The organism is Flavobacterium sp. A45 (assembly GCF_002001005.1).
Classification (GTDB): Bacteria; Bacteroidota; Bacteroidia; order Flavobacteriales; family Flavobacteriaceae; genus Flavobacterium.
The window spans coordinates 1-23,774 of sequence record NZ_MUNX01000113.1 but is presented as its reverse complement, the minus strand read 5'-3'; the positions used below and the strand labels follow the sequence as shown (position 1 = coordinate 23,774).

At 33.7% G+C, this 23,774-nt stretch carries 24 protein-coding genes and 1 tRNA gene; 18 read left to right on the top strand and 7 right to left on the bottom strand.

Features of this window, described 5'->3' with window-relative positions; translation table 11 throughout:
• Positions 1 to 359: 359 nt before the first annotated feature.
• From B0E44_RS14525 to B0E44_RS14515, 3 genes are read right to left on the bottom strand one after another with little or no spacing between them, the layout of a single operon-like run.
• Entirely contained in the window at positions 360 to 1,592 is a 1,233-nt protein-coding gene (locus tag B0E44_RS14525; RefSeq protein WP_077376722.1) for a hypothetical protein, read from the bottom strand.
• On the bottom strand, positions 1,589 to 2,029 hold the full coding sequence (locus tag B0E44_RS14520) for a ubiquinol-cytochrome c reductase iron-sulfur subunit (RefSeq protein ID WP_077376720.1): 441 nt from the start codon (positions 2,027 to 2,029) through the stop codon (positions 1,589 to 1,591). Before B0E44_RS14520 ends, B0E44_RS14525 begins: the two co-directional genes overlap by 4 nt.
• Before the next feature lie 2 nt (positions 2,030 to 2,031).
• Positions 2,032 to 3,228, bottom strand: coding sequence for a di-heme oxidoredictase family protein (locus B0E44_RS14515; protein ID WP_077376717.1), 1,197 nt, complete (start codon positions 3,226 to 3,228; stop codon positions 2,032 to 2,034).
• A 57-nt stretch (positions 3,229 to 3,285) separates the two neighbouring features.
• Here B0E44_RS14515 and B0E44_RS19050 point away from each other — a divergent pair, with 57 nt between their 5' ends.
• From B0E44_RS19050 to B0E44_RS14465, 10 genes are all read left to right on the top strand, one after another.
• The gene (locus tag B0E44_RS19050) at positions 3,286 to 3,651 is read left to right on the top strand and encodes a DUF6660 family protein (RefSeq protein ID WP_254423302.1); all 366 of its coding nucleotides are present in this window, start codon (positions 3,286 to 3,288) and stop codon (positions 3,649 to 3,651) included.
• 93 nt (positions 3,652 to 3,744) lie between these two features.
• Positions 3,745 to 3,924 carry a hypothetical protein gene (locus B0E44_RS14505; RefSeq protein WP_077376713.1) on the top strand — a complete coding sequence of 60 codons (180 nt, stop codon included), beginning with the start codon at positions 3,745 to 3,747 and terminating at the stop codon, positions 3,922 to 3,924.
• A 59-nt stretch (positions 3,925 to 3,983) separates the two neighbouring features.
• Positions 3,984 to 4,310, top strand: coding sequence for a DUF6660 family protein (locus B0E44_RS19110; protein ID WP_124019343.1), 327 nt, complete (start codon positions 3,984 to 3,986; stop codon positions 4,308 to 4,310).
• Positions 4,311 to 4,406: 96 nt separating this feature from the next.
• Positions 4,407 to 8,729, top strand: coding sequence for a CusA/CzcA family heavy metal efflux RND transporter (locus B0E44_RS14495; RefSeq protein WP_077376707.1), 4,323 nt, complete (start codon positions 4,407 to 4,409; stop codon positions 8,727 to 8,729).
• An 11-nt stretch (positions 8,730 to 8,740) separates the two neighbouring features.
• Positions 8,741 to 9,991 (top strand): efflux RND transporter periplasmic adaptor subunit, encoded by a 1,251-nt coding sequence (locus tag B0E44_RS14490; protein WP_077376704.1) that lies wholly within the window; start codon positions 8,741 to 8,743, stop codon positions 9,989 to 9,991.
• A 185-nt stretch (positions 9,992 to 10,176) separates the two neighbouring features.
• On the top strand, positions 10,177 to 10,893 hold the full coding sequence (locus B0E44_RS14485; protein ID WP_077376701.1) for a hypothetical protein: 717 nt from the start codon (positions 10,177 to 10,179) through the stop codon (positions 10,891 to 10,893).
• Positions 10,894 to 10,930: 37 nt separating this feature from the next.
• Positions 10,931 to 12,952: a heavy metal translocating P-type ATPase gene (locus B0E44_RS14480; protein WP_077376698.1), complete on the top strand. Its 2,022-nt coding sequence runs from the start codon at positions 10,931 to 10,933 to the stop codon at positions 12,950 to 12,952.
• 292 nt (positions 12,953 to 13,244) lie between these two features.
• A complete protein-coding gene (locus B0E44_RS14475; protein WP_077376695.1) occupies positions 13,245 to 14,111 on the top strand; it encodes a DUF3943 domain-containing protein in 867 nt (288 codons plus the stop codon).
• 69 nt (positions 14,112 to 14,180) lie between these two features.
• Positions 14,181 to 14,723, top strand: coding sequence for an HXXEE domain-containing protein (locus tag B0E44_RS14470; RefSeq protein ID WP_077376691.1), 543 nt, complete (start codon positions 14,181 to 14,183; stop codon positions 14,721 to 14,723).
• Positions 14,724 to 14,749: 26 nt separating this feature from the next.
• Positions 14,750 to 15,058, top strand: a complete 309-nt coding sequence (locus B0E44_RS14465) for a hypothetical protein (protein WP_077376688.1) — start codon at positions 14,750 to 14,752, stop codon at positions 15,056 to 15,058.
• 353 nt (positions 15,059 to 15,411) lie between these two features.
• On the opposite strand, the gene B0E44_RS14460 is transcribed toward B0E44_RS14465, so the two are convergent.
• Positions 15,412 to 15,801 (bottom strand): helix-turn-helix domain-containing protein, encoded by a 390-nt coding sequence (locus tag B0E44_RS14460; RefSeq protein ID WP_077376685.1) that lies wholly within the window; start codon positions 15,799 to 15,801, stop codon positions 15,412 to 15,414.
• Positions 15,802 to 15,971: 170 nt separating this feature from the next.
• On the opposite strand from B0E44_RS14460, the gene B0E44_RS14455 reads away from it, so the two are divergent.
• The 5 genes from B0E44_RS14455 (at position 15,972) to B0E44_RS18870 (ending at position 19,911) form a co-directional block, all read left to right on the top strand.
• Entirely contained in the window at positions 15,972 to 16,847 is an 876-nt protein-coding gene (locus B0E44_RS14455) for a hypothetical protein (RefSeq protein ID WP_077376682.1), read from the top strand.
• Between the two features lie 3 nt (positions 16,848 to 16,850).
• Positions 16,851 to 17,396 carry a hypothetical protein gene (locus tag B0E44_RS14450; protein WP_077376679.1) on the top strand — a complete coding sequence of 182 codons (546 nt, stop codon included), beginning with the start codon at positions 16,851 to 16,853 and terminating at the stop codon, positions 17,394 to 17,396.
• A gap of 71 nt (positions 17,397 to 17,467) precedes the next feature.
• Positions 17,468 to 18,100, top strand: a complete 633-nt coding sequence (locus tag B0E44_RS14445) for a hypothetical protein (RefSeq protein ID WP_077376675.1) — start codon at positions 17,468 to 17,470, stop codon at positions 18,098 to 18,100.
• Between the two features lie 54 nt (positions 18,101 to 18,154).
• Entirely contained in the window at positions 18,155 to 18,496 is a 342-nt protein-coding gene (locus tag B0E44_RS14440; protein WP_077376672.1) for a hypothetical protein, read from the top strand.
• Positions 18,497 to 19,434: 938 nt separating this feature from the next.
• Complete coding sequence (locus B0E44_RS18870; protein WP_077376669.1) at positions 19,435 to 19,911, top strand: hypothetical protein; 477 nt, start codon at positions 19,435 to 19,437, stop codon at positions 19,909 to 19,911.
• Positions 19,912 to 19,918: 7 nt separating this feature from the next.
• Here the strand turns inward: B0E44_RS18870 and B0E44_RS14430 are convergent, their stop codons facing one another.
• Together B0E44_RS14430 and B0E44_RS14425 are read right to left on the bottom strand one after the other, a co-directional pair.
• Complete coding sequence (locus tag B0E44_RS14430) at positions 19,919 to 20,236, bottom strand: hypothetical protein (protein ID WP_077376666.1); 318 nt, start codon at positions 20,234 to 20,236, stop codon at positions 19,919 to 19,921.
• 39 nt (positions 20,237 to 20,275) lie between these two features.
• A complete protein-coding gene (locus tag B0E44_RS14425) occupies positions 20,276 to 20,956 on the bottom strand; it encodes a nucleotidyl transferase AbiEii/AbiGii toxin family protein (RefSeq protein ID WP_077376663.1) in 681 nt (226 codons plus the stop codon).
• A gap of 218 nt (positions 20,957 to 21,174) precedes the next feature.
• Between B0E44_RS14425 and mobA the strand changes: the two genes are divergently transcribed.
• From mobA to B0E44_RS14415, 3 genes are all read left to right on the top strand, one after another.
• Entirely contained in the window at positions 21,175 to 21,612 is a 438-nt protein-coding gene (gene mobA / locus B0E44_RS14420) for a conjugal transfer protein MobA (RefSeq protein WP_077376660.1), read from the top strand.
• A gap of 383 nt (positions 21,613 to 21,995) precedes the next feature.
• Entirely contained in the window at positions 21,996 to 22,151 is a 156-nt protein-coding gene (locus tag B0E44_RS18865) for a hypothetical protein (RefSeq protein WP_165688813.1), read from the top strand.
• Entirely contained in the window at positions 22,135 to 23,658 is a 1,524-nt protein-coding gene (locus B0E44_RS14415) for a recombinase family protein (protein WP_077376657.1), read from the top strand. The genes B0E44_RS18865 and B0E44_RS14415 overlap by 17 nt, the downstream gene beginning before the upstream one ends.
• Here the strand turns inward: B0E44_RS14415 and B0E44_RS14410 are convergent.
• Positions 23,649 to 23,720: transfer RNA gene (locus tag B0E44_RS14410), tRNA-Glu, on the bottom strand. The genes B0E44_RS14415 and B0E44_RS14410 overlap by 10 nt on opposite strands.
• Between the last annotated feature and the right edge of the window lie 54 nt (positions 23,721 to 23,774).

Below are 23,774 nucleotides of genomic sequence, written 5' to 3'. Positions count from 1 at the left end.
TCTAAATTAGAAGTGAATCCAATATAAAATCTATTCTTGATTTCGCTAAATAAAATGTATACAACAAAGTCCATAAATATTTGAAATAAAAAAACTCCTTAATTTCTTAAGGAGTTTCTTGGTGGGCTGTCAGGGACAACAATCGAACTCCTAATACCGATTTTGACTTTTTTTCAAAGGTTATAAGTTTGAAATTAATTGACAAAATTAAGCATTTTATCGAATATTACTTTGTAAAAAAATATCGAGTTCAGCATTTTCTCTTTTATTTATAGATAAGGTGAGGTGGTCAGTTTGACCGTTTTTTTCAATTAGATTTTTAAAGTGAACGTAATCAATTTCATAAATAATCGTGATTTCTAAAAATATGAAGAAATTCCCAAACTCATTCCATCTGTAATTGCAGGCGGATTTCCAAAAATATCTCGTTGTTTTTGATAACGGTAATTAAATCGGATAACTGTTTGGGATGTAGGTCTAAAACTAATTGCAGGCATTACACTCCAGAGATCTTCTCCTATATTTCCACCAGTTTCATTAAAAGTTCCAACATTCCAATCTACATATTCTAATCTGCAAGCTATGTTAAATACAGCATTTTCCCAACCCAAAATAGTTTTTTTCAAAATGGGTTGCACAATATCTAGGAATCCTCCATACTGTTTGTTTCCAAATTGCTGCGAATAGCTTTCAGGAACATCAACTTTAATCCAAGCAAATTCTGTTGTAATAAATGTTTTCGTTTTTGGAATAGTAGTATTAAAATCCAAAGCAAAAATAGAAACACGCCTTTTTTCATCAATCACAATTCCATCTTCTTCAAACTTATTATATATTCCTTTCATATAGGATATTCCAAGTTCCCCGATTCTATTGTTTCTAATAGCTAGCTTTCCTGTAAATAAAGGCTCTCCACTATTTATTTCTTCGAACCGTTCCGGATTATTTTTTGCTGCGGGCAGAAAGGTTTTATTTTCAGCGTTCTCAATTATAGAGTCGTCAAAGTTTCCGGATAAATATACTTCATAGCCAAACATCCAATTTTCAGTATATTTTTTTCCAAATAAACCAACGCCAGCATTGCTAAAAGTTGAAGGTAACATTTGGGTGGCTGATATAGGCCTGTCTGTAAACTCCCATTTTGGCCCGTCGTGGTTTTGATTAAAAGAACCTATTGGATTTAAAATTATTCCAGCTCTTAAATTAAACAGTGGGTCAAACTCAATATCTACTGATGCAAATTCTATGGCAATTTCTTTTCCCCCATCCTCAAATTCTATTTCGCTTAAAAATTTTACTCGTTTGCTAATCGCAGAAGACATAAAGATGGACAGTCTTCTGGCTTGAAATTGATGTCCTTCCGAAACTCCGTCTGTTGTCATTTTTTGCCAATTCATTTCAATATAACCGCCGATAGATATAGGTGTTTTATTTATATTCAACGCTGGTCTATTATATAAAGCATCCATATTCAGGATGTTTTTCACCGTATCTTTAGGAATTCTTTTCAATAAACTGGGGTCAATCTGAGCAAAAGAAGTTAAATTAAATAGGAGTATAAAAAGCAATGTATAAGTTGAATTTAATCTCATTTCAGGGATATTTTTAAGGTGTTATTTTCAATCACTATTGGAAATTTTCTCAAATCTCTATTTGCAGGCCCGTTTTCTAAAATACCTCTATTGCTAAATTCGCTTCCGTGTGCAGGGCACTGAAGTTTATCTCCAAAAACCTGTAATTCTGCCCCCTGATGAGTGCAAACCATCAGCATAGCAGCATAATCAGTAGTATTGAATCGATAGACGCAAATTGGAGATTTTAATAATTCATTTTGGATAATGATGTATTTCTTATAGTTTTTTTCCCGTTTATTCTTTATTTCAAAATCTGAAACCGGAACTAAAATATCTGATCCCTTAATTTCTTTTGAAAGAATTAGAGAAGGACTGCAACTTTGCAATAACGTCACTCCGGTAATTCCTGCTAAACATCCAAAACCACATGTTTTTAAAAATTGTTTTCTGTCCATATTTACAATGATTTTATGAATTTTAGCAAAGCATTTTTATCCGTTTCTGAAAGATTTTGAAACGCATTTTTGCTATTAATTGCTTCCCCTCCATGCATAATTATTGCTTCTTCAATACTTCTTGCTCTTCCATCGTGCATCAGGAAATAGTTACCACCTTGGGAGTTTTCAGAAAGACCAATTCCCCAAAGCGCGGGTGTTTTCCATTCGAAAGTTTTGGCACTTCCTTCGGTATAACCATCATCCAAACCTGCTCCCATATCGTGTAAAAGCAAATCAGTGTACGGTGAAAATGTTTTAAAAGAAAGCGGGCTAATAGGCGAATATCCTGTGGTCAATTCGGATTTATGACAACCTGTACAATTAATTTGTTTAAAAAGTTGCTTCCCTTTATTTACTTCATTATCATTTTGATTCCTTTGAATAGGGGCTTTTAACACATTCAAATAAAAAACTACATCATTTACTTTATTGGTGGCCACTTCCGAGTCAATTTCTAAATTGGAATAATGGTCTATTGGACTGAAAAAAGATGTTATCCCCATATCTTGGTTGTAAGCATTAACGGATTGATGCAATAAATCAAAGGCAGATGCTTTTTTGCCAAATCGTCCAATATGTTTTCCGTTTTTTGTAATTGAAGTAGAAGATGGTATGGAATAACTGGGAATTATAATCCAATTTACTGTTCCGGAAATCCCATCCCCATCACTGTCATTTGGGTCTTGCATTGCTAATAAATCGGTATCAGAAACATTTTGTAAAAATCCTAAACCTGAAAATGCAGGAGGTGTGAATTTAGAAAACGTTGCTCCAACAGGGATTTGCTCCGGCAAGAAACCAGGTAACGCTCTGTTTTGTAATTGTGGACCTCCTTGATTCAAAAATTTATTTCCTGTTTCATCAACCTGACCAAAGCGAGTCAGTGTTGTAAACAAATGCCCCTTGCCGTCCCCAGCGTGACAATTGATACAACTGGTTCCAACAAAAGTTGAACCCAACCCTGTTTCCCTAGTAAAAACCTCATTTACTGCTGCATCTCCTCTCAAAAATTGAGATAATTGCGAGCTGGAAAGTCCATCAATTGTTCCGTCTAATAACTCGTCATCAGCAGGAATATCTACATAACTTGTCTCGCAGGATATTAAACCTATCAATAACAACACAAGAATAAGTATGTGTGAAATTTTATTTTTCATTGTTCTAAATTTTATTTTTAGACAAAACTAAATAAATATTTAGAATAATATTATATTTTGAAACATTTAATTTTCAATAGCATAAAAAAAACTATTTTTGCAGTCTTGAAACTTGCAAACACCATATTGTCAATTATAATTCTGATTCTTTCCTGTATGCCTTGTGCAGATAAGGAACAAGATGTCGCATTTGAAAAAGTGACTATAAACAATACTTCAAAACAGCATCAACATAAAGATGTTTGTTCCCCTTTGTGTGTTTGTAATTGTTGTGGATGCCAAGGTTACGTTTACAACACTATTTGTACTTATAATATCTTATCGGTTAAAACTGCAATTGATAAAAAACTGCCTGAATACAACTCAATTCTTACTTCCAATTTCTTCGGAAGTATATGGCAGCCTCCACAAATTATTGCTTAATTTTTTTGATAATTAAAAGAAGACAATTCTACTAGATAGAGTTAGTTACAAAGTTTTCTTTATTTTAAATTAATCACAGTTATAGATATAAAAATGGCAAAACAAAAAACAAAAAAACCGTACAACCAAAAACCTAAATCCAAACCTAAATCCAAAAAGCCGATAACAGTATATACTGTTATTCGTATTATAATGGTAATACTCCTTTTGGTACTTTTGATATTGGGAGTTGCTGCAAAATATTGGCTCTACTATAATAAATATTACAAATAATTAATAATCAGTATAAATAATTAATAATTATAAAAAATAAAAATCTTATTTTTACACTCGTGAAATGGTTAAACATCATATTGTCAATTTACTTAATAGCCTTGGCATCTATGCCCTGTGCTGATGTGGAAGTAAATAGTGCTGGGCATTCTTTAAATGTACATCAGACAGACCTTGAAAACCATTCGCACGATAAAAGTAAAGATTTGTGCTCGCCATTTTGCATTTGCAATTGTTGTGGAGCTCAGATTTTAAATTACTCTCCTGCTATCAGTTTTGACTTTTCAATTATATCTAGCGATATAAAAACGAAAGGGCCATTTTACAAATCAATTTTTACTTCCAATTTCTTCGGAAGTATTTGGCAACCGCCTCAAATAGCATAATGATGCCCGAGTAATTTCGGGTTAGAAAATTGTGACCTTATCACAAATAATGGCAAATATTTTATTTGCTAATTTCTAATTTATTATAATATTTCAATGTTAGACAAAATCATACAATTTAGTATAAAGAATAAGTTCATTATACTATTATTCACCCTTGTACTTATAGCTTGGGGAAGCTATTCTATTAAAAATTTACCACTAGATGCCTTGCCGGATGTCACCAATAATCAGGTGCAAATTATTACTACTGCGCCAACATTGGCAAGTCAGGAAGTAGAACAATTAATTACCTATCCACTTGAACAAGCTGTAAAAACGATTCCAAAAGTAATTGAATTGAGAAGTATCTCTCGTTTCGGATTATCTGTGGTAACTGTTGTTTTCAAAGACGATGTAGATATATATTGGGCAAGAGAGCAAATTTTTCAACGCTTAAAACAAGCTGAAGAAAACATACCTAAATATGCAGGTTCTCCAGAATTAGGACCTATTTCTACAGGTCTAGGAGAAATATACCAATACGATGTATATGCTAAAAAAGGCTATGAAGATAAATACGATGCTGTAAAATTAAGAACCATTCAGGATTGGATTATCACTCCACAACTACAGGGTATTGAAGGTGTTGCCGAAGTCAGTACTTGGGGAGGAAAATTAAAACAATACGAAGTTGCTATTAATCCGAATAAGCTAAATAGTTTAGGAATAACCATTACCGATATTTTTGAAGCTTTAGAAAAAAATAATCAAAACACAGGCGGTGCTTACATTGAAAAAGACCAATACTCTTATTTCATTCGTGGTGTTGGTATGGCAACAGGTATCAAAGATTTAGAAAACATAGTGGTTACCAATAAAAACGGCGCACCTATTTTAGTTAGAAATGTAGCCGAAGTTCGAGAAGGTGTAGCACTACGTTATGGGGCATCTACTAAAGACGGAAAAGGAGAAATTGTATGTGGAATGGCTCTTATGCTAAAAGGAGAAAATTCAAGTGCAGTTGTCAATAGAGTAAAAGAAAAAATGGATCAAATCAACAAAACTCTTCCAGAGGGAGTGGTTGCTGAAGCTTTTATTGATAGAGGAAAATTAGTAGATAGTGCCATAGGAACTGTTACTAAAAACCTATTGGAGGGTGCATTAATAGTAATATTTGTATTGATTCTATTTCTTGGAAATCTTCGTGCAGGACTAATTGTAGCATCTGTAATTCCATTATCAATGCTTTTCGCTGTGATTTTGATGAATACCTTTGGAGTAAGCGGAAATCTAATGAGTTTAGGGGCAATCGATTTTGGAATTATTGTCGATGGTGCGGTTATAATTGTCGAAGCCACAATGCACCATTTACAAAAGCTTAAAAGACAAAAAGATTTAACCCAAGCAGAAATGGATAGCGAGGTATATCAATCGGCTTCCAAAATTAGAAACAGTGCTGCTTTTGGGGAAATAATTATCTTAATTGTGTATTTGCCAATCTTGGCATTAGTTGGGACAGAAGGAAAAATGTTCCGCCCAATGGCAATGACTGTAGGATTTGCAGTAATTGGAGCATTTGTAATGTCATTAACTTATGTGCCAATGATGAGCGCAATGTTCTTATCAAAAAACACGGAACACAAACCGAATTTTAGTGATAGAATGATGGCTTGGTTCGAAGGAATATATACTCCTTTTTTAGAAAAAGCGTTACGTTTCAAAAAAGCAGTTTTGGCAATTTCATTAGGTCTATTTGTATTGGCATTAGTAATTTTTCAAAATATGGGTGGCGAATTCATTCCAACAATTGAAGAAGGAGATTTAGCCTTAAATGCTACAATTATGACAGGAAGTTCCCTTTCGCAAATGATAAAAACAACCACAGAATATGAAAAAATTCTAAAAGCTAAATTTCCCGAAATTAAAACCATAGTAACCAAAATTGGAAGTGGTGAAATTCCAACGGATCCAATGCCTATAGAAAGTGGGGATATGATTATTGTACTAAAAGACAAAAGTGAATGGACAGGTGATTACGACAATTGGGAAGATTTAGCCAATGCAATGAAAGAAGAAATGGAAGTCATTCCAGGCGCAAATATTGAAGTTTCACAACCAATTCAAATGCGATTCAACGAATTAATGACGGGAAGCCGAAGTGATATAGCCATTAAAATTTTTGGTGACGATTTAGAAATTTTAGACACTAAAGCCAAAGAATTGATTGCTAAAGTCAATAATATTGAAGGTATTGGAGACTTAAAAGCAGATAAAGTAACAGGCTTACCGCAAATTACTGTAAAATATGATTACAATAAAATTGCATTATATGGTTTGAATATTACGGATATTAACCAAATCATCCGTTCTTCATTTGCAGGAGAAAGCGCAGGTAAAATCTATGAAGAGAGCAAACGATTTGATGTAGTAGTGAGAATGGATGCCGCTAGTCGAACAGATATTACGGATGTCAGCAATCTGTTTATTCCTTTACCAAACGGACAACAAGTACCACTATCTCAAGTAGCAACGGTTTCTTATGAACAAGGTCCAGTTCAGGTTTCTCGTGAGAATGGTAAACGTAGAATTACTGTTGGATTAAACGTTCGTGGTCGGGATATAAAAAGCGTTGTAGAAGAAATTCAACTAAAATTAGACAAGGATTTCAAACTTCCCCCAGGTTATTATGTTACTTATGGAGGACAATTCGAAAACTTAATTGAAGCTACTAAAAGACTTTCGGTTGCTTTACCTATTGCATTAGCATTAATAATGGTGCTGTTATATTTTACTTTCAATAGTATGAAACAATCTTTGCTAATATTTACAGCTATTCCATTATCAGCCATTGGTGGTGTTTTCGCACTGTGGATGCGTGGAATGCCTTTCAGTATTTCAGCAGGAATTGGATTTATAGCCTTATTTGGAATTGCAGTATTGAACGGAATTGTATTGATTTCTTACTTCAATCAACTCAAAGCCGAAGGAATAACCGATCCATTGCAAAGAGTTTTAATGGGGACAAAAACACGATTACGCCCTGTTTTAATGACAGCTGCTGTAGCGTCTTTAGGATTTATGCCAATGGCATTATCAACAAGTGGTGGAGCTGAAGTTCAAAAACCACTGGCAACGGTTGTGATTGGAGGATTATTATCGGCGACACTATTAACGCTGATTGTTTTACCAATACTTTATTTACTATTTGAAAACGGTATGAAAATTAAAAAAATTAAAAAAAGACAACCTTTTGTAACCATTTGGTTTCTACTGATTAGTTGCGTGGCATTCTCACAAAATAGTCAGCCCGTTTCATTACAAAAAGCCATCGAAATGGCAAAAACTAATAATATTGATTTAAAAATTGCTGATAAGGAAATTGAGAAACAAACGGTTCTGAAAAAGACAGCATTTCAAGCGGATCCTTTGCAAGTACAGTACCAGGGTGGTCAATTCAATAGTAAATATTATGATAGCAATGTTTCAGTACAACAATATTTCCCCATTGGTAGCATTACAAAAGCCAACCGACAATTACAGGAAGAATTAGCAAAACTAGCAGAAAAGCGAAAAGCTTTATCCGAATATGAGATTGAAAAAGCAGTAACAATCGCCTACTATCAATATTTATATGGCATTTCCATCCAAAAATTAAATGCAGATTTATTAGCCATTTATTCCAAATTCCTGAAAAATGCAGAACTTCGTTTTGAAACTGGTGAAAGCGGAAAAATTGAAGTAATCAGTGCCAAAGCAAAGTCAAAAGAAATAGAAACACAGCAAGCACAACTCGAATTTGATTTGGCTATTTATCAAAAACAACTGCAGTTTTTTATTCAAACCGAAGAAAATATTGTCCCGGATAGTAAAACACCGATGCAATTTTCAATGAAAGCTAATGAAAACCAGTCAAAAGTAGAAGCTTTGGTTACTGATTATTATACACAGCAAATTTCAGTATATGAAAAAGAAGCCAATACGTTTAAAGCATTGCGAACACCAAAGTTAGGTTTGGGTTATTTTGGACAAACCATTGATACCAAATCTTATTTTCAAGGATTCACTGCTGGTTTACAAATCCCTTTATTTGGAGGTGTAAATAAAGCTAGAGCAGAAGCTTCATCCATTAGCATTTCACAATCACAATTAGAATTAGACAAAAATAAATTGGCTTTAAAATTACAAATGCAGGAATTGAAAAACAATTTCGACAAGCAACAAAAAGCACTAGACTATTATCAAAAGGAAGGTTTACAATATGCAGAACAGATAATAACAACGGCTCAAAAGAGTTATGCCAACGGCGATATGAGTTATTGGTCGTACATCAGTTTTTTGAATCAGGCTATCGACATCAAAAAACAAAATGCCGAAGCTACTAATGCTTATAATCAAAGTGCAATTCAATTGCAATTCCCATCCATTTCTAAAAACTAAAATTTCTTAAAATGAAAAATATAAAATCAAAATTCAAGATTTTCTTAATACTTAATACTTTATTCTTACTACTTCTTTCCTCTTGTGGCGAAAAGAAAACCGAAGAAGCAGGTCACGAAGAAGAAAAATCAGAAAACGAAGTAGCATTAACCACTGTACAATTTAAAACAGTTGGAATTGAAACGGGGTCTTTAGAAAACAGGAATCTTAATTTAGTGATAAAAGCCAATGGTTATACGACAGTTCCACCTCAAAATATGGCTAATATTTCAACCTTAATTGGCGGAACGGTTAAAGATATTTTCGTTTTGGAAGGCACTTTTGTAAACAAAGGGAAAGTATTGGCAACCATTCAAAATTTGGAAGTGGTTGAAATGCAGGAAGATTATAACTCGGCTGTTGCCAATATTGAATACCTGCAATTAGAATACAATCGTCAGAAAATATTAAGCGATCAAGACGTAAATCCTAGAAAAGTACTTCAGGAAGTAAAATCAAAACTGGCGGTTGAAAGAGCTAGAGCAAAAGCATCAAAGAGCAAATTGCAGGCCTTGAATATGAGTACAAGCGGATCAAGTTTGGTGCCAATAGTTTCGCCTATATCAGGTTATGTTGGAAAAATAAGTATTGCCAAAGGAGCATTTGCCGAAACAGGAATAACCCTTTTTGAAGTGGTTGACAATAGCCAGATGCACTTGGATTTGGATGTATATGAAAAAGATTTAGGATCCATTTCTGTTGGGCAGACTATAGACTTTATTTTAACAAACCAAGGTAATAAGTCGATCAAAGGAAAAATATTTGGTATCAATAAATCATTTTCAAACGAAAGCAAAACCGTTGCTGTTCACGCAAAAATCAATCCAGCTGATTCCAAAGATTTAATCTCCGGAATGTATGTCTCTGCCAATATCAATATTAAAAACACAACCGTTCCTGCTCTTCCAAAAGACGCTGTAGTAAAAAATGGAGATAAATACTTTGTGTATATTCAAGAGGAACACGAAGAAAAAGCCACAGCTAAAAAAGTAGAAGCACACGAACACAAAGAAGGCGAAGCACATTCTGAAGAAGCTACTGGCGAGGAAGAAGGACACAACGAAGTACATTTCAAAGCAATAGAAGTTGTACCCGGAACAACCGATTTAGGGTATACCGAAGTGAAATTTGTTGAGGAAATCCCTGCCGATGCAAAAATTGTAATCAAAGGGGCTTTTTATTTACTTTCTGCTATGAAAGGTGGCGGAGAACACGAACATTAATAATCAATCTTATAAATTAAAAATATCGAACTAAAGTAAAATATTGACAACTTGGGAACAATAGGACTTTTCATTACGGTTCTATTTTTTCCTTGCTGTTTTCTATTATTTGCTTTCGGGGCACTTGGAATTGGAGGTTAAACTTCACGGAAATTGTAAAACTTGTACAACTTATTTTAAAAAAAATGAAAAACTTATTAAAATCAACCGTTTTATTAGCACTGACCCTATTTTTATTCTCTCAAAATTGTTTTGCACATTCGTATTGGCTTGAAGTAAAAGGCAATGGAAAAGTAAATGATACAGCCACGGTATATTTATATTTTGGCGAATTTGAAAAAGGATTGAAAGAAAACAAAGAACATTTCTTGAAAAATATGGAATCGTTTACTGCCTATTATTTGGACTCAAAAGGATTAAAACAAGATTTAATTTTGCAAAAAGACAGCAATGGTTTCAAAGCAAGTTTTGTTCCAACTAGCAATGGAATTTACACTATAATGATGAAAGAAAATTCAAGAGCAGTTCAAGATTGGACAAAACACGGCTTGGGAATTATTAGACCTTTTGAAAATTTAAAAGTAAATTATAATGTTGGAAAGGTAAAAAATTCACAACTCGCAAATTTTGAAACAAGCAAAATAGATATTATTGTTAAAAAAGAAAACTGCCAACTAATTCTCGATAATAAAGAATTTGCGAATAAATCAATATCAATTACTAATGATAAAGGGAAATCGGAGAAAGTAAAAACAGATAAAAATGGTTTTTTTGCTATACCAAATTCAAAAGGTATGTTTATTATAGATGTAGATTATAAAGATGGTATTAAAGGAGAATACAACAGTAAACTCTTTGATAACAGTAGATTCAAATATGCGTTAACTTTATATGTATACTAAATAATTTACTGATTCTGTTTAACATAAAATAAATGTTATGAAACATCAACATAAATATGATGCAAACGGCAAACAGCTTTGTTGCACACTCGAAGAAAAAATAAATCACAAAACCGACAAACAAACAGGATGTTGTTCAACTCATAATGAGCCCGAAAATCATTCTGATGATGATGGGCACGACCATTCAGGCGGAGACCAAACCGTATTCCAAATGTTCTTGCCTGCCATAATAAGTTTAGTGTTATTACTCATAGCTATTGGTTTTGATAACTATTTTCCTCAATCTTGGTTCACAGATTGGGTGCGTATTGCTTGGTATGTAGTCGCTTATGTACCAGTAGGGTTTCCAGTAATAAAAGAAGCTTTTGAAAGCATCCGCAAAGGCGAAATCTTTTCAGAATTTTTATTAATGGGAATTGCCACTATTGGAGCATTTGCCATTGGCGAATATCCTGAAGGTGTTGCAGTAATGCTATTTTATGCTGTTGGTGAAGTATTTCAAACACTGGCAGTTCAAAGAGCAAAAAGCAACATTAAATTGTTATTGGATCAAAGACCTGATACCGCTACGGTAATCAAAGATGGAAATACTATTGATAAAAAAGCATCCGAAATTACCATAGGTGAAATCATTCAATTAAAACCTGGAGAGAAATTAGCTCTGGACGGAAAATTGCTTTCAGACAATGCCTCTTTAAATACAGCAGCTCTAACTGGTGAAAGCAAACCAGACACTAAGCAAAAAGGAGAAACCGTTCTTGCGGGAATGATTAACCTGAATACTGTTGTTCAAGTAGAAGTAACAACTGCTTATACCGATAGCAAGCTTTCAAAAATCCTTGAAATGGTTCAGGAAGCCACAGCTAAAAAAGCACCAACGGAACTATTCATTCGAAAATTCGCCAAAATTTATACGCCAATAGTTGTGTTTTTGGCAGTCGGAATTTGTTTACTTCCGATGCTATTTGTTGAAAATTACATCTTCAATGATTGGTTATACAGAGCTTTAATTTTCTTGGTTATTTCCTGTCCTTGTGCATTGGTAATCTCAATACCGTTAGGTTATTTTGGAGGAATTGGTGCAGCAAGTAAAAACGGAATTTTAGTTAAAGGTTCGAATTTTTTAGATATAATGGCATCTATTCAGGTGGTAGTTATGGATAAAACAGGAACGCTGACCAAAGGTGTTTTCAAAGTGCAAAAAGTCGTAGCCATTGGCGTTTCAGAAGAGGATTTAGTAAAATTTACGGCAGCACTCGAAACCAAATCAACACATCCCGTTGGAACAGCAATTATAGAATATGCCAAAGGTTCAGAAAAAAATGCAACGACAACTGATGTTGAAGAAATAGCAGGACACGGACTTAAGGGTAACGTGGACGGAAATGAAATCTTGGCGGGAAATATAAAACTGATGAAGAAATTCGACATCAGCTATGATGCCGAAATTGATAATACACCATTTACAATTATTGTTATTGCAATCAATCAAAAGTATGCAGGTTATTTTCTAATTGCGGATGAAATTAAAGAAGATGCAAAAGCAGCTATTGAAAGTCTGCATAAAATAAATGTAAAAACAGTAATGCTTTCAGGCGATAAACAGGCTGTTGTTGATGCTGTGGCCAAAGAATTGAATATCGACCAAGCATTCGGTGATTTGTTACCTGAAAACAAAGTCGAAAAAGTCGAGGAATTAAAATCTCAAAACTTAAAAATTGCCTTTGTGGGTGATGGTGTAAACGATGCGCCAGTAGTTGCCCTTGCCGATGCAGGAATTGCGATGGGTGGCCTAGGAAGTGATGCCACTATTGAAACTGCTGATATTGTCATTCAAAATGACCAACCAACAAAGATTTTTACAGCGATAAATATTGGTAAAAAAACCAAACAAATCGTTTATCAAAACATTGGATTGGCATTTGCAGTAAAAGCAATTGTTCTTGTTCTTGGGGCTGGTGGTCTAGCAACAATGTGGGAAGCCGTTTTTGCAGATGTGGGTGTAGCGCTGCTTGCTATTTTAAACGCAGTCAGAATACAGAGAATGAAGTTTTAAAAAACCGATTCAAATAATGCTCTTTTCAACGAAAAGTATTCAATATTTCAAAAAGGAGCAAATTGAATGAAAAAACAAAACGGATTCTAACTATAATTAAACAAAATCAAAAGTATCACGGTTCCAAAACTTATTAATTGAGTTGGTCAACATATCATTTATGTGAATACTTTTTCCTGCTTAAATAATTTTATTTAAGCAGGAAATTATTTTTTATGCTATCTGAAAGAGCGTAAATTCTGAGATATATACCTGATAACAATATTAAAATAAAATATTTTTTACATTACCCATGATTCAAACAAAGAATAATATTTATAGCTTACTTTTTACATTGATAGGAGTTGCAACATTTGCCCAACAAATCAGCAATACTGACACCAACCAATTCTCATTTCACAACTCTCTACTAGTTTTTAATTCCAATATCGATAAATTAGAAAATGACAAAACTAAAAGTTATACTTTTGAAAAAGAGGATTCATTTCAATTAGACTCTTCTTTTCAAATTAATGATTCCCTCGTATATCCACCAACAACAAAAGACTATAGAAAATTAGGCTACAATACCGCTATTGTTTTTGGTACAACTATTGTCGCTTATGGTATTTTATGGTCTCTTCCTGAAAGCTTCACAAAATGGGATAAGGAAGAAATGAAAAAAAACGGAATAACAACCAAATGGAAAGAGAATGTGAAAGCAGGCCCCGTTATAGACGAAGATAATTTCTTTTTAAATTATGTAATGCACCCGTACTTTGGAGGTGTATATTATATGACGGCTAGAAGCAATGGTTTTACTATCTTAGAATCCTTTGCTTATTCCGCTATAATGTCAACTTTTTTCTGGGAATATGGGGTTGAAGCTTTTGCAGAAATTCCCTCAGTACAAGATTTAATTGTAACACCTGTCTTAGGTTCCGTAGTTGGAGAAGGCTTTTTCTATGCCAAGAGAAGTATTCTTAAAAATGATTCCAAAGTATTAAATTCAAAATTTCTGGGTAAAACCTCCTTGTTATTGATGGATCCACTTAATACTATTATGGATAGTTTCGGTTACAAGCAAAAGGTAAAAACACAACTTAATGTAGCTCCTGTGGGGTTCAATTCATATACTAAAAACCCTATTTTAGGACTTAACTTTTCGGCAAGTTTTTAGGATCCAAATTAACTCCTTCATACAATTTGAATACAGAATGAAGTTTTAAACACATTAAAAATAAACTAAATGCATAAATCAACATCTACTATCATCTTTGCATTATTTTTCACATTGACAGTACTTGTACTTGGTTATGTAATGCTCGGACTTCTCCCTATGTTTCTTTTTGCATTTGGATTTCTTGGCGGTTTTATCCTTTGGCTCATTATTCCAACAAATGTATCATTCAACACAATTAAAATCCCTTTCTTTCTGACATTGGTATTCTTCCTTTTACACAAATATGAAGAACGAAAAATGAACTTTTTTCCACGGCTTTCCGAAATTACTGGTGTGCCAGTTCCAGAAACAAGTTCCTTTCTTGTTTACCTGCTTTATGCCTTTGCGCTTTCATGGTTATTAATTCCTTATCTTATCAAACGAAAATATAATTTTGGCTACTATCTAGCTTGGACATTTTTTACAGCTATGGGAGTTACTGAACTTGCTCACTTTTTCTTGCCATTTTTGACAACCAAACCATATGGTTATTTTCCAGGCATGGCAACTGTTGTAATCCTTGCCCCAACTGCATGGTGGGGATTATATAGATTATCGAAAAAAAATTAATGAAAAAACTCAAAAAATAAAATGATATGACATTAGGAATAGAATTAGAGCTTACCGAACTCTTGTTAATTCAAACCATCTTTATTTCTGTTTTTGCAAAGTTTGAAATAGAAACGCCATTGTTCAAAAAACTATTGAAATGGTTTTTTTTTGATACAATTACTATTGGACTTTATTTTCTAATAGGGCATTGGGCAATCATATTTCCAATTGTGGGACTTGTTCCCGGAACTATTTATCATTTTCATTGGTGTAAAAAAAATGGGATTCATCCGTTTAAAGCGACACCTAAAAAGAAATATTATGAGTTGCGAAAATGGAAATGGCAAGAATAGTTTCAATTATTTAATCGTAGTTTTTCAACTGGAAACCTAAAGGAATTTCAGCAACTTTCTAAGAAACATTCTGCTAAAAAAATAAAAAAAGAAAGTAAAGGTAAGTTTCGGTTTCAAAAGAAGTAAAGTTCAGGCCCTCCGGGTTTTTTGATAAAATCTCCACCCATTCGGGTTGTATTTTATCAAAAAAACTTGACTTATTTTGAAACCTTCACGAGAAAAACGACTTTCTTTTTTTCTTTTTTAAATATATATGCGAAGCTTGAAATATTTTCATGCACTTAGTAAATATATACTCCAAAAAAGCTCATTGTATTTTGCACACAATAAATGCCATCTCTTTCTATAAAGAGTTATTTCCCTTTTAGTAATTTTTCCAAATACTCGACTTTATCTTTTTCAGCCTGAACTAATCGTTCGTAAAGTTCTACTACTTTGTCTAAAGGATTAAAGGTACATAATGTATTTCCCACGGTACTATGACTGTTGTCGTAAAAGTTATTGTTGAAGTAGTTAATCATTGCTTCTTCTGAAAAATTTTTAATTGCTTCAGGTGTTACACCAAGAGCTTTCGCAACTTCCATAAGTTTTTCTTCATCTATCGTTTCACTATTTTCCATAGCGGATATTGCCTGTTGGTTTGTACCCAAAGCCTGTGCTAGCGCTTCTTGTTTCATGTCTCGAAGTTCACGAATACGGCTGATTTTTCGCCCTATATGATTTGGTTTTGTCAATGTGCTCATAGTTCAAAGATAATAATTAGGAATAAAAAAATAAGCTATCCGTAAAAAACATATTTGGTACTGTACGATACAGACCAAAATGATTCGGTACAGTACTCATTCTGATTTACTTGCATGTATTAAACAAAAATACAATTTTTCAAATAATTATTAATTAAAACTTTAAAATTATGAATGCAATTGAATTCTCACAGCAAAATGAATTGAAGAAAGTAATTACGGGCCACATTAAAACATCTGCTATTTATCGTTTTGGCAGGAACGCAACAATTTATAGTTCGAGCAGGAAAATTTATCCTGATAAAGAACTACAAAAAGAACATAGTCATTTATACCTCTTAGTTTTTGTACATGAAACCAAAGAAAATGCGGGCAGTGATATAAATGATAAGATAAAAGCAAAGACTCAGGGGGCTTTGACGGCTACTGTTCTTATACACCACGTACAGAGTCTTAAAGACCTCTGCCAAGACCAGCAGTTTTTCTTTTGGCAGATTATGAAGAACGCAGAACTGTTATTTCAGGATATTAACAAGCCTCCTTATTTAAATATCAGCGAAACTCCAAAAAGGAATTTAAAATCCACATCGCATTATATAGCATGGAGGAGTAATAATATTGATACAATCTGGGGCTGGGTATATAATGATGATGATGCTTCTAGTTCGGATGAAGTAAAAATGTCCGCTCTTCATCAAATAGTGGAGCAAATCTGTTTGTCTTTGATTCGTGTCTTTATAGGCTATACTCCGAATCATTTTGCATTAGAGTATTTATTTAATCTCTGCGAATACTTTACTACGATAACTTCAGATTTCTTTCCCCGCCATACCCAGGAAGATAAAAACATATTTAAACTTCTTAAGCAACAACCCAACACGTTGCGTTTTAGTAAGGCTAACGATGTTGATTATTTATATTATCAGGTAGTGGAAGAGAGATGCGGAAATTTTAAAAAGCAAGCGGAAATTTTGATACAAAATGAAATTAACAGACAAAATGAAGTTGAAAAGGAACCCGAGAAAACCGATAAAGAATCTGTATAAATTATGAAAAAAAATAGAATATCCTTTGAATCTGTTTTTTGGGCAGGTCATGAGATTAAAAGTTCTTCTCAAGTGCTTGAGGCTTTTTTTGACTTTGCCCATCTTGATTGCTATAAAGAGATACTGTGCGAAGCATTTTTATATGTCCATAAAAAGAAAGTGTATAAAAAAGATTATCCCGGACAGGTCATTGTTTTCTATACTGCTCTGCGCTCTTTTCTTAAAGTCTGTTTTCTTTTGCAGTACAAAAACAAAAAATGGAAATTGAAAAACTCATCGGACTGTAAGTCAAAACTTCATCTGGCTTCCCTGACAAAAGAGGAGTATGAGAATCCTTTTCTTGTATTTAAAAAAGCATTTGCCGAGAAAACCATTGATGAATTCGAATTCTTCCTATTTGAAGTTATACACCTGTCACTGTCTCGATGTACCGAAGAATTTGATTGTGACCTGATTACTCCCTACATCTATTTAATCAAAATGCTGGATGCAAGCCAGCTTATGCGTGAAAGAGGGATTGAAAAGATCAAAAATAATGTACAGTCTTAAAGATAACATCTCCAGTAACGGAATATAATATCTGCACATTCTCAACTATAAAAAACTATAATTTTTTTAATATGAAAAATAATAAAAAGGTTAAGAAAGAAAAAAAACTTGTAAAATCAGTAGATCAGGCAAAGACAGTATTTAATATGCTTTTGCAGAATTCAAAAAAGAATCTCGAAAGCGGGATTTCAGAACTTCTCGATAAATTGAAAAATCCCAAGCTCGATTTGCTACTTGACAGATATCCCGACCTCCTGCAGGAATACGATTTGGAAGAATTGCTTTCAGGAGATCTTGAAATCATTGGTGCGGAGACACAGGACGTCAAGACAGCAGGACTGCTGTCTTGCCTGCAATTACTGCTACATTTTTGTTATGAACTAAAAGAAAATCCAAATCCAAATCCAAATGATAAACGTTTTGGGAGTCTCAGGTATATTTTAAAATCCATTACCTGTTCCCAGTTTGTACATGAACTGCTCTATGTTGTTATATCGCTGGTTGGAACAGACTACTACCAAAAGTTTCAGCAGAGAATACAAAACTTAAATTTTGATTCAGAAAGCGCAATAGAACTGGAAAGCGATCCTGAACTGAATGAGCATATTGACTTGATGACATGGTTTGCGCTGGTGAGGCTATTTTTAGAATCGGTTTATACTTATTTCAACAGTTCAGATAAAAACTTCAAAAACACGACATGATGAAACTTCAAAAAGTCCACTATTTAAATAATTAATCGATTTAAAATAAAGGTTATGGAAAAAGATAAAATCAAATTAAATGAGTTCATAGAGAACCCAGAGCATTATTTTGTACTGCTAAAACCAACATTAGAAACAAGAAATGATATCCACATTATTGAAATAAATGTGCAAGGATATAGAGACCTGTTTTGTATGATAATGGATTTACTTAAAACAGCAAAATTTGCCTTAGACGGAATTGAAGTCAGTACTGAGAGTACTATAAATACTGAAAGATATGTTGGAAGTCTTTTAAGAATAATAGAAATGCTGATCCCATTGGAAGAAGCAGAATTACTGGATATGCTTTACATAAAATATTTAAATGAAAAAAATAAGAGTGATTTTATTTAACCTGTTTCCAATTGTAATTTTAATAAAACGGCGACTTTGGAGACGTTTTTCAGCCCCCAGCAGGGCAAGTGGTTTTGAGATGCTGAATTCATTTCAAGCATCTCAAAACACAACTTGCCGTTTTCTTTCGAAAACATTATTACCGATGGTTTTAATTGAAAGGGCTTGATGCCCTTTTTTTGTTTTGCGGGTATTTAGGAATGTTATGTGTTATGATTGGTTGACCAAAATCAGCCTTGATAAGACCGTGCAGAAATAGGATGGTATTGGCAGTCCTGACCTTAATGGGTTTGCCTCTATAAATACCGGAGAAACTTAACTTCAATTCTATGCCGAATTGGAAAATATACAGATGCGTACATTAAAATTTAGATTTTTAGATGCATATTCTCATGCCTACTTGAGTATAAATGCAATTCTGTATGGACGCACTGATTTAAGGAAGTATTTAATCCCATAAGTAAATGCGCCTGTATGGCTGTACTTATGTATATACGTTTTTACAATTTTACTCTTTTACATAGGTATGCTTTTACGCATAGATATGAATGCTTCCTATGCTACGTAAGTAAATAGGCTTTGATATACGGACATATATCCATATCCAACAACATAAATATATTTTCAAAAGAAACAGAAAAACCGAAAAAAAGAAAAAGAAAGCAATTTTACAGGACGGGATTCAGACAGGCCAAAAGGAAACGGAATAAGTCCCGAAGGGTGGTTTGTGAGGTACGAGCAAACCATTATGCCGTAAGCTTTTGGCTAGTCTGATCCATCACGTTCTACCTTGGTTTTCTTTTTATTATTTCTTTTGGCAGATTATAAAAATCCATGATAATTAAAAACCTGACATATACTGCCAATCAAAGTCTTAAAGTGCCAAAAAGAAGAATCTAAAAAGTCTTATAATTACCTTTTGCCTTAAAATCAAAATCATGAAAAAAGATAAGCACAAAAATCAAGAGCAGAAAAAAAAGAAAAAGCCGTTGATACTGCCAAAACCTGTGGAGGAAAAAAAGAAGGAAATTAAAAAAAAGAATAAGAATAAAACTCCATTTATGCAGGTAGACAGGGGTGGAAACATCTTTACAAATTTCTTCTCTAATTTTCTCAAACAATTTAAAAACCCAACAAAAATAGGACTAAGCAGACTGTTAGATAAACTATTGGTTATTAAAATTAAGGAAAGTGAAAAGAAGCCAGCAGATAAGCATGAAAAGCCTTTGGATATAATGGGGTCTGTAAAAACGGTTTTTCGTTATGTAAACAATAATAGCAGGGACAATTTAACTCCAAGCGAAAAAGAATCATTGAGACAATGTACAAACCAGCCACTTAATATTGGCGTTAAGACCCAGCAGAGTAAAGATGAGGAATTAAATAAACCAAGAAAAACCCGCTTAGGGATTTAGGTATTCACTAAATCCAGTGATAGGGTTTGTCCTTACGGTTCAGGTAGCAGTACATTTCTTCCTTTTTGAGTTCGGGAAAGAATTTTAAAGCACGGTCAATGGCATAATTGGGAAGGAAATAGATTTCATCACGAATAGTTTTGATAACTTTTTCATGTCCATAAAAAAGCACGATTTCATCTATTTCATCCTGCCCTCCGCGCTCTATGATACGGGCAATAATAGTTTTGTAGGCTTTCTCAAAGTCCATAGCATCTATATCGAAATCCCAAAAAAAGACCCGATCCAAATTAGGAATTCTGTTATTTTTTTTAACTACTGCCATATAGTAAAAATACGATTTTTATGCTTCTTATTCAAATTTCTATCTCCTAAATCCACGTCTTTTATTGGGTGAAGGGATTTGATTTTTTGGCTCGGAAAAATTAAATGAGGGATTGAAAACTGCTTTTTTTAGACGCTGGGTCATTTTGTTCCAGTTGGTTTCTTTTCCTTTCAGGAGTTTAACTTTTTCTTCTCTGTCTATATTTTCATGATGGAGTAAGGAATGAGAAGCCAGTGCGGGATTTCCATTGTATTTGTTTTGGTAAGCATCTAAATAAGTTTTAAGGGGATGATGTTCCAAAAGGAAATACATATCCACAAAATCTTTTATTCTTGTGCCGTTTTGAAATATAGCATGTAGCTTCATAGCACCTATGTCATGTAAAGATACCAGTCTAATTCCCTGTTCGGTTTGAATCGCTTCCTGCCATGGATATTTATGGGCTAGAATATCTACTTTAACCTTACCTATATTTAAAAGCATTGTATTGTCAAATAGATCCCTTATTGTAACAGGATGTTGACTGCTTAAATGCGCAAGCATACATTGTACATCAAAATCCTGTGTGGAGAATAGATCCAAATCGATACTTAATCGATGTCCTATCATTAGGCTTAAGGCAGTGCCTCCTACAAGATTAAATTCCTTCAGTTTTTCATCTTTCATAAGCCTTTGGAGAAGTTCCCACATCTCCTCGGTAACTGTTTCTTTGTAGAGCATAATTTTATATTTTCAGAAAAATTAATTCTGAAAAAGTCCTGCTCTTTTGAAGTGTCCTTTGATGGCTTTATTTGACAGCGAATGTCAAATGTTAAAGGTTTAATACTAGGTTACAAATAAGCCAAATGCTTCCAAGTACTTCCAAATACTTTCAATTTGGAGTTTAATTGCCGATTCTCAGATATATTGGGTTTTAAGTAATAGCATTAATTGATGTCATGGAAAATGAAGAAACAAAGAACCCGCATAAAGGAGGCAGACCTTCCAAAATAGATCCCGCCGTTCACCGTTATTCTATCAGTCTTACTGCAGAAGAAAATGCTCGTTTTCTGACTCTTTTTGAAATATCAGGAATGCATGTAATGGCGCACTTTATTACAGCGTGTGTTTTTCAAAAAGGAATAAAAACAGTTAAGATCGATAAAGCAACAATGGATTATTATATGCGCCTGACCTCCTTTTACAGCCAGTTTCGAGCTGTTGGGGTAAATTACAATCAGGTTGTGAAGATTCTATATCAAAAATTTTCCGAAAAGAAAGCTTCTGCTTATCTGTACAAATTGGAAAAGCAGACTGCGGAATTTGCTGTTCTGTCCAAAAAAATCATACAGCTCACAGAGGAATTTGAGGAAAAGCATCTGAAAAAAAAGTCTTGATATGACAGCGAAAATTCCAAGAGCAGTAGGTCTGCAATAGTATTGATTCACGTCAAATGTATTAAACATGATTTTGAATGTACCATATATAAAGAATTGATAGGATACATTATTTTGTTTTTTTTAATTGCTGGTTAGTACAAAATACATTCTAGGTATACCTGTATAAAATTGGAAAAGGAGATCTTATAATTAGCATTTTATCAAAAGATTGTAAAGCTTACGGAGGAATTTGAAGAACAGTATCTTTTATAGTGTTTTAAGCCAAAGACAGTCACATTGTTCCATTAAAAGCAAAATAATTAAAACTGCAAAATTGTATTTTAAATTAGTTTTGGTTCCGTGAGATACACGGCGTCTTAATTAAATTTAATGATATTGATATGGAAAGTTTAAAAGATGAACAGTTTGAAAATGATGATATTGTATCAAAAAATTATGAAGATTTAGAAAGGGAAAAAGAACACAAATTAGTAAATCTAATGATTGAAATTATTGTTTCATTAACATTGAAAGAATTATATGAAGAGAGCGATTAGATATTTAAGATTTAGTCAATTGGGTCAGAGCAATGGCTCGATTGAAAGACAGGAATTGTACACTGACCAGTACCTGCAGTATAATAATATACAGCTGGTAGATTCTTTTATTGACAGGGGGAAAAGTGCAAAAAGTTTTGACCGTCCAGATTTTATAAAACTGCAGGCATTTATAGCCAAACATTATAAATCGGTTGATTATCTTCTTGTAGACCAGCTTGACCGCTTTAGCAGAGATGCTGGCGAAGCGATGAACATGGTCAAGCAGTTCCAAAAAAAATATAGTATTCAGATTATAAGTGTTACCGAAGGGATAGTCTTTGATTATGATACCCCGGGAAGCTTTTTCAGGGCAGGTTTACAATTACTGCTTGCCGAAGAAGATAATATTAACAGGAGTATTAAAGTACGTGGCGGACTCTACACAGCCCGTGCTAAAGAAGGTCGTTTTCTTACCAGAGAGAAACCTTTCGGCTATACTAAAGTTGGAGAAGGAAAACTGCGACATCTCGAAGTAAATGAGATGGAAGCTAAAATTGTCCGATTAATTTATGATATGTTCCTTCGTAATGTGCCATTATATAAAATCAAGGAAATAGCTTACCAGTCAGGTTTTGACAGAAAAGGCAATATGGCTATTGACCGTGTGCTGGCAAATCCTGTTTATGCAGGACTCGTAAAGGTTGAGCCGTTCAAGGATCTGCCAGGAGGTCTTTTTCCAGCCATTCACGAGCCAATAGTGGATAAGATAACATGGACAATGGTGCAGTCCAAAATGAAAAAAGAAGATAAGATAAAAGTAACCGTTGATGATGAGATACCATTAAGAGGCGTTGTAAAATGTCATTGCGGTACACCTCTTACAGGTGCTCCTTCCCGTGGCAAATCTGGAAAATACTTCTACTATTATAAATGCAAGCATTCCAAACATAACAATATAAGTGCTGTAAAAGCACATGAGCAGTTCTTAAACGCCTGCGACCTAATGAGTGTTTCAGAAAGACAGATTAAGGATATAAGAGATGGCAGTTATGCTTCAATTGAGCAGGAAGTAAAAACAAACAAGAAAAAGGCTGTAGACAAAAAAAATGAACTTGAAGAAATACAGCAGAGATTAAATGCTGTAGAAGAAAAATGGTTCAGGGATGAAATAAATAAAGATACTTACGAAAGATGGTATTCTACATATAGTGATCATATCCTGACTCTTACAGCATCGATAGAAAGACTCAACATAAATCAAGGTAAAGCTTTTGAGATTTTAGAAAGTAATCTGGATTTATTGGGAGATATAAGACATATCTACAACAAATCAAATACTTTGCAGAAACGAGAGTTTGTGAACATGGTGTTCGATGGCAACTTATACTATCAAGAGGGTATATATCGAACACCTACAATGATGGAGATATTTTCTCATAATGCCAGTAAAATGGAGGAAAAAGGATATCTTTTATACAAAAAAAAGAGGGACAACATTTCTGTTATCCCTCACAGTGGGCGATGAGGGGTTCGAACCCCCGACCACTTCCGATGAAATCGGAATGCTCTGAATCAGCTGAGCTAATCTTTTTTTAAAATTAATTCTTGAATCTTAATTCTACTTTTCCAAGATTTAATTTG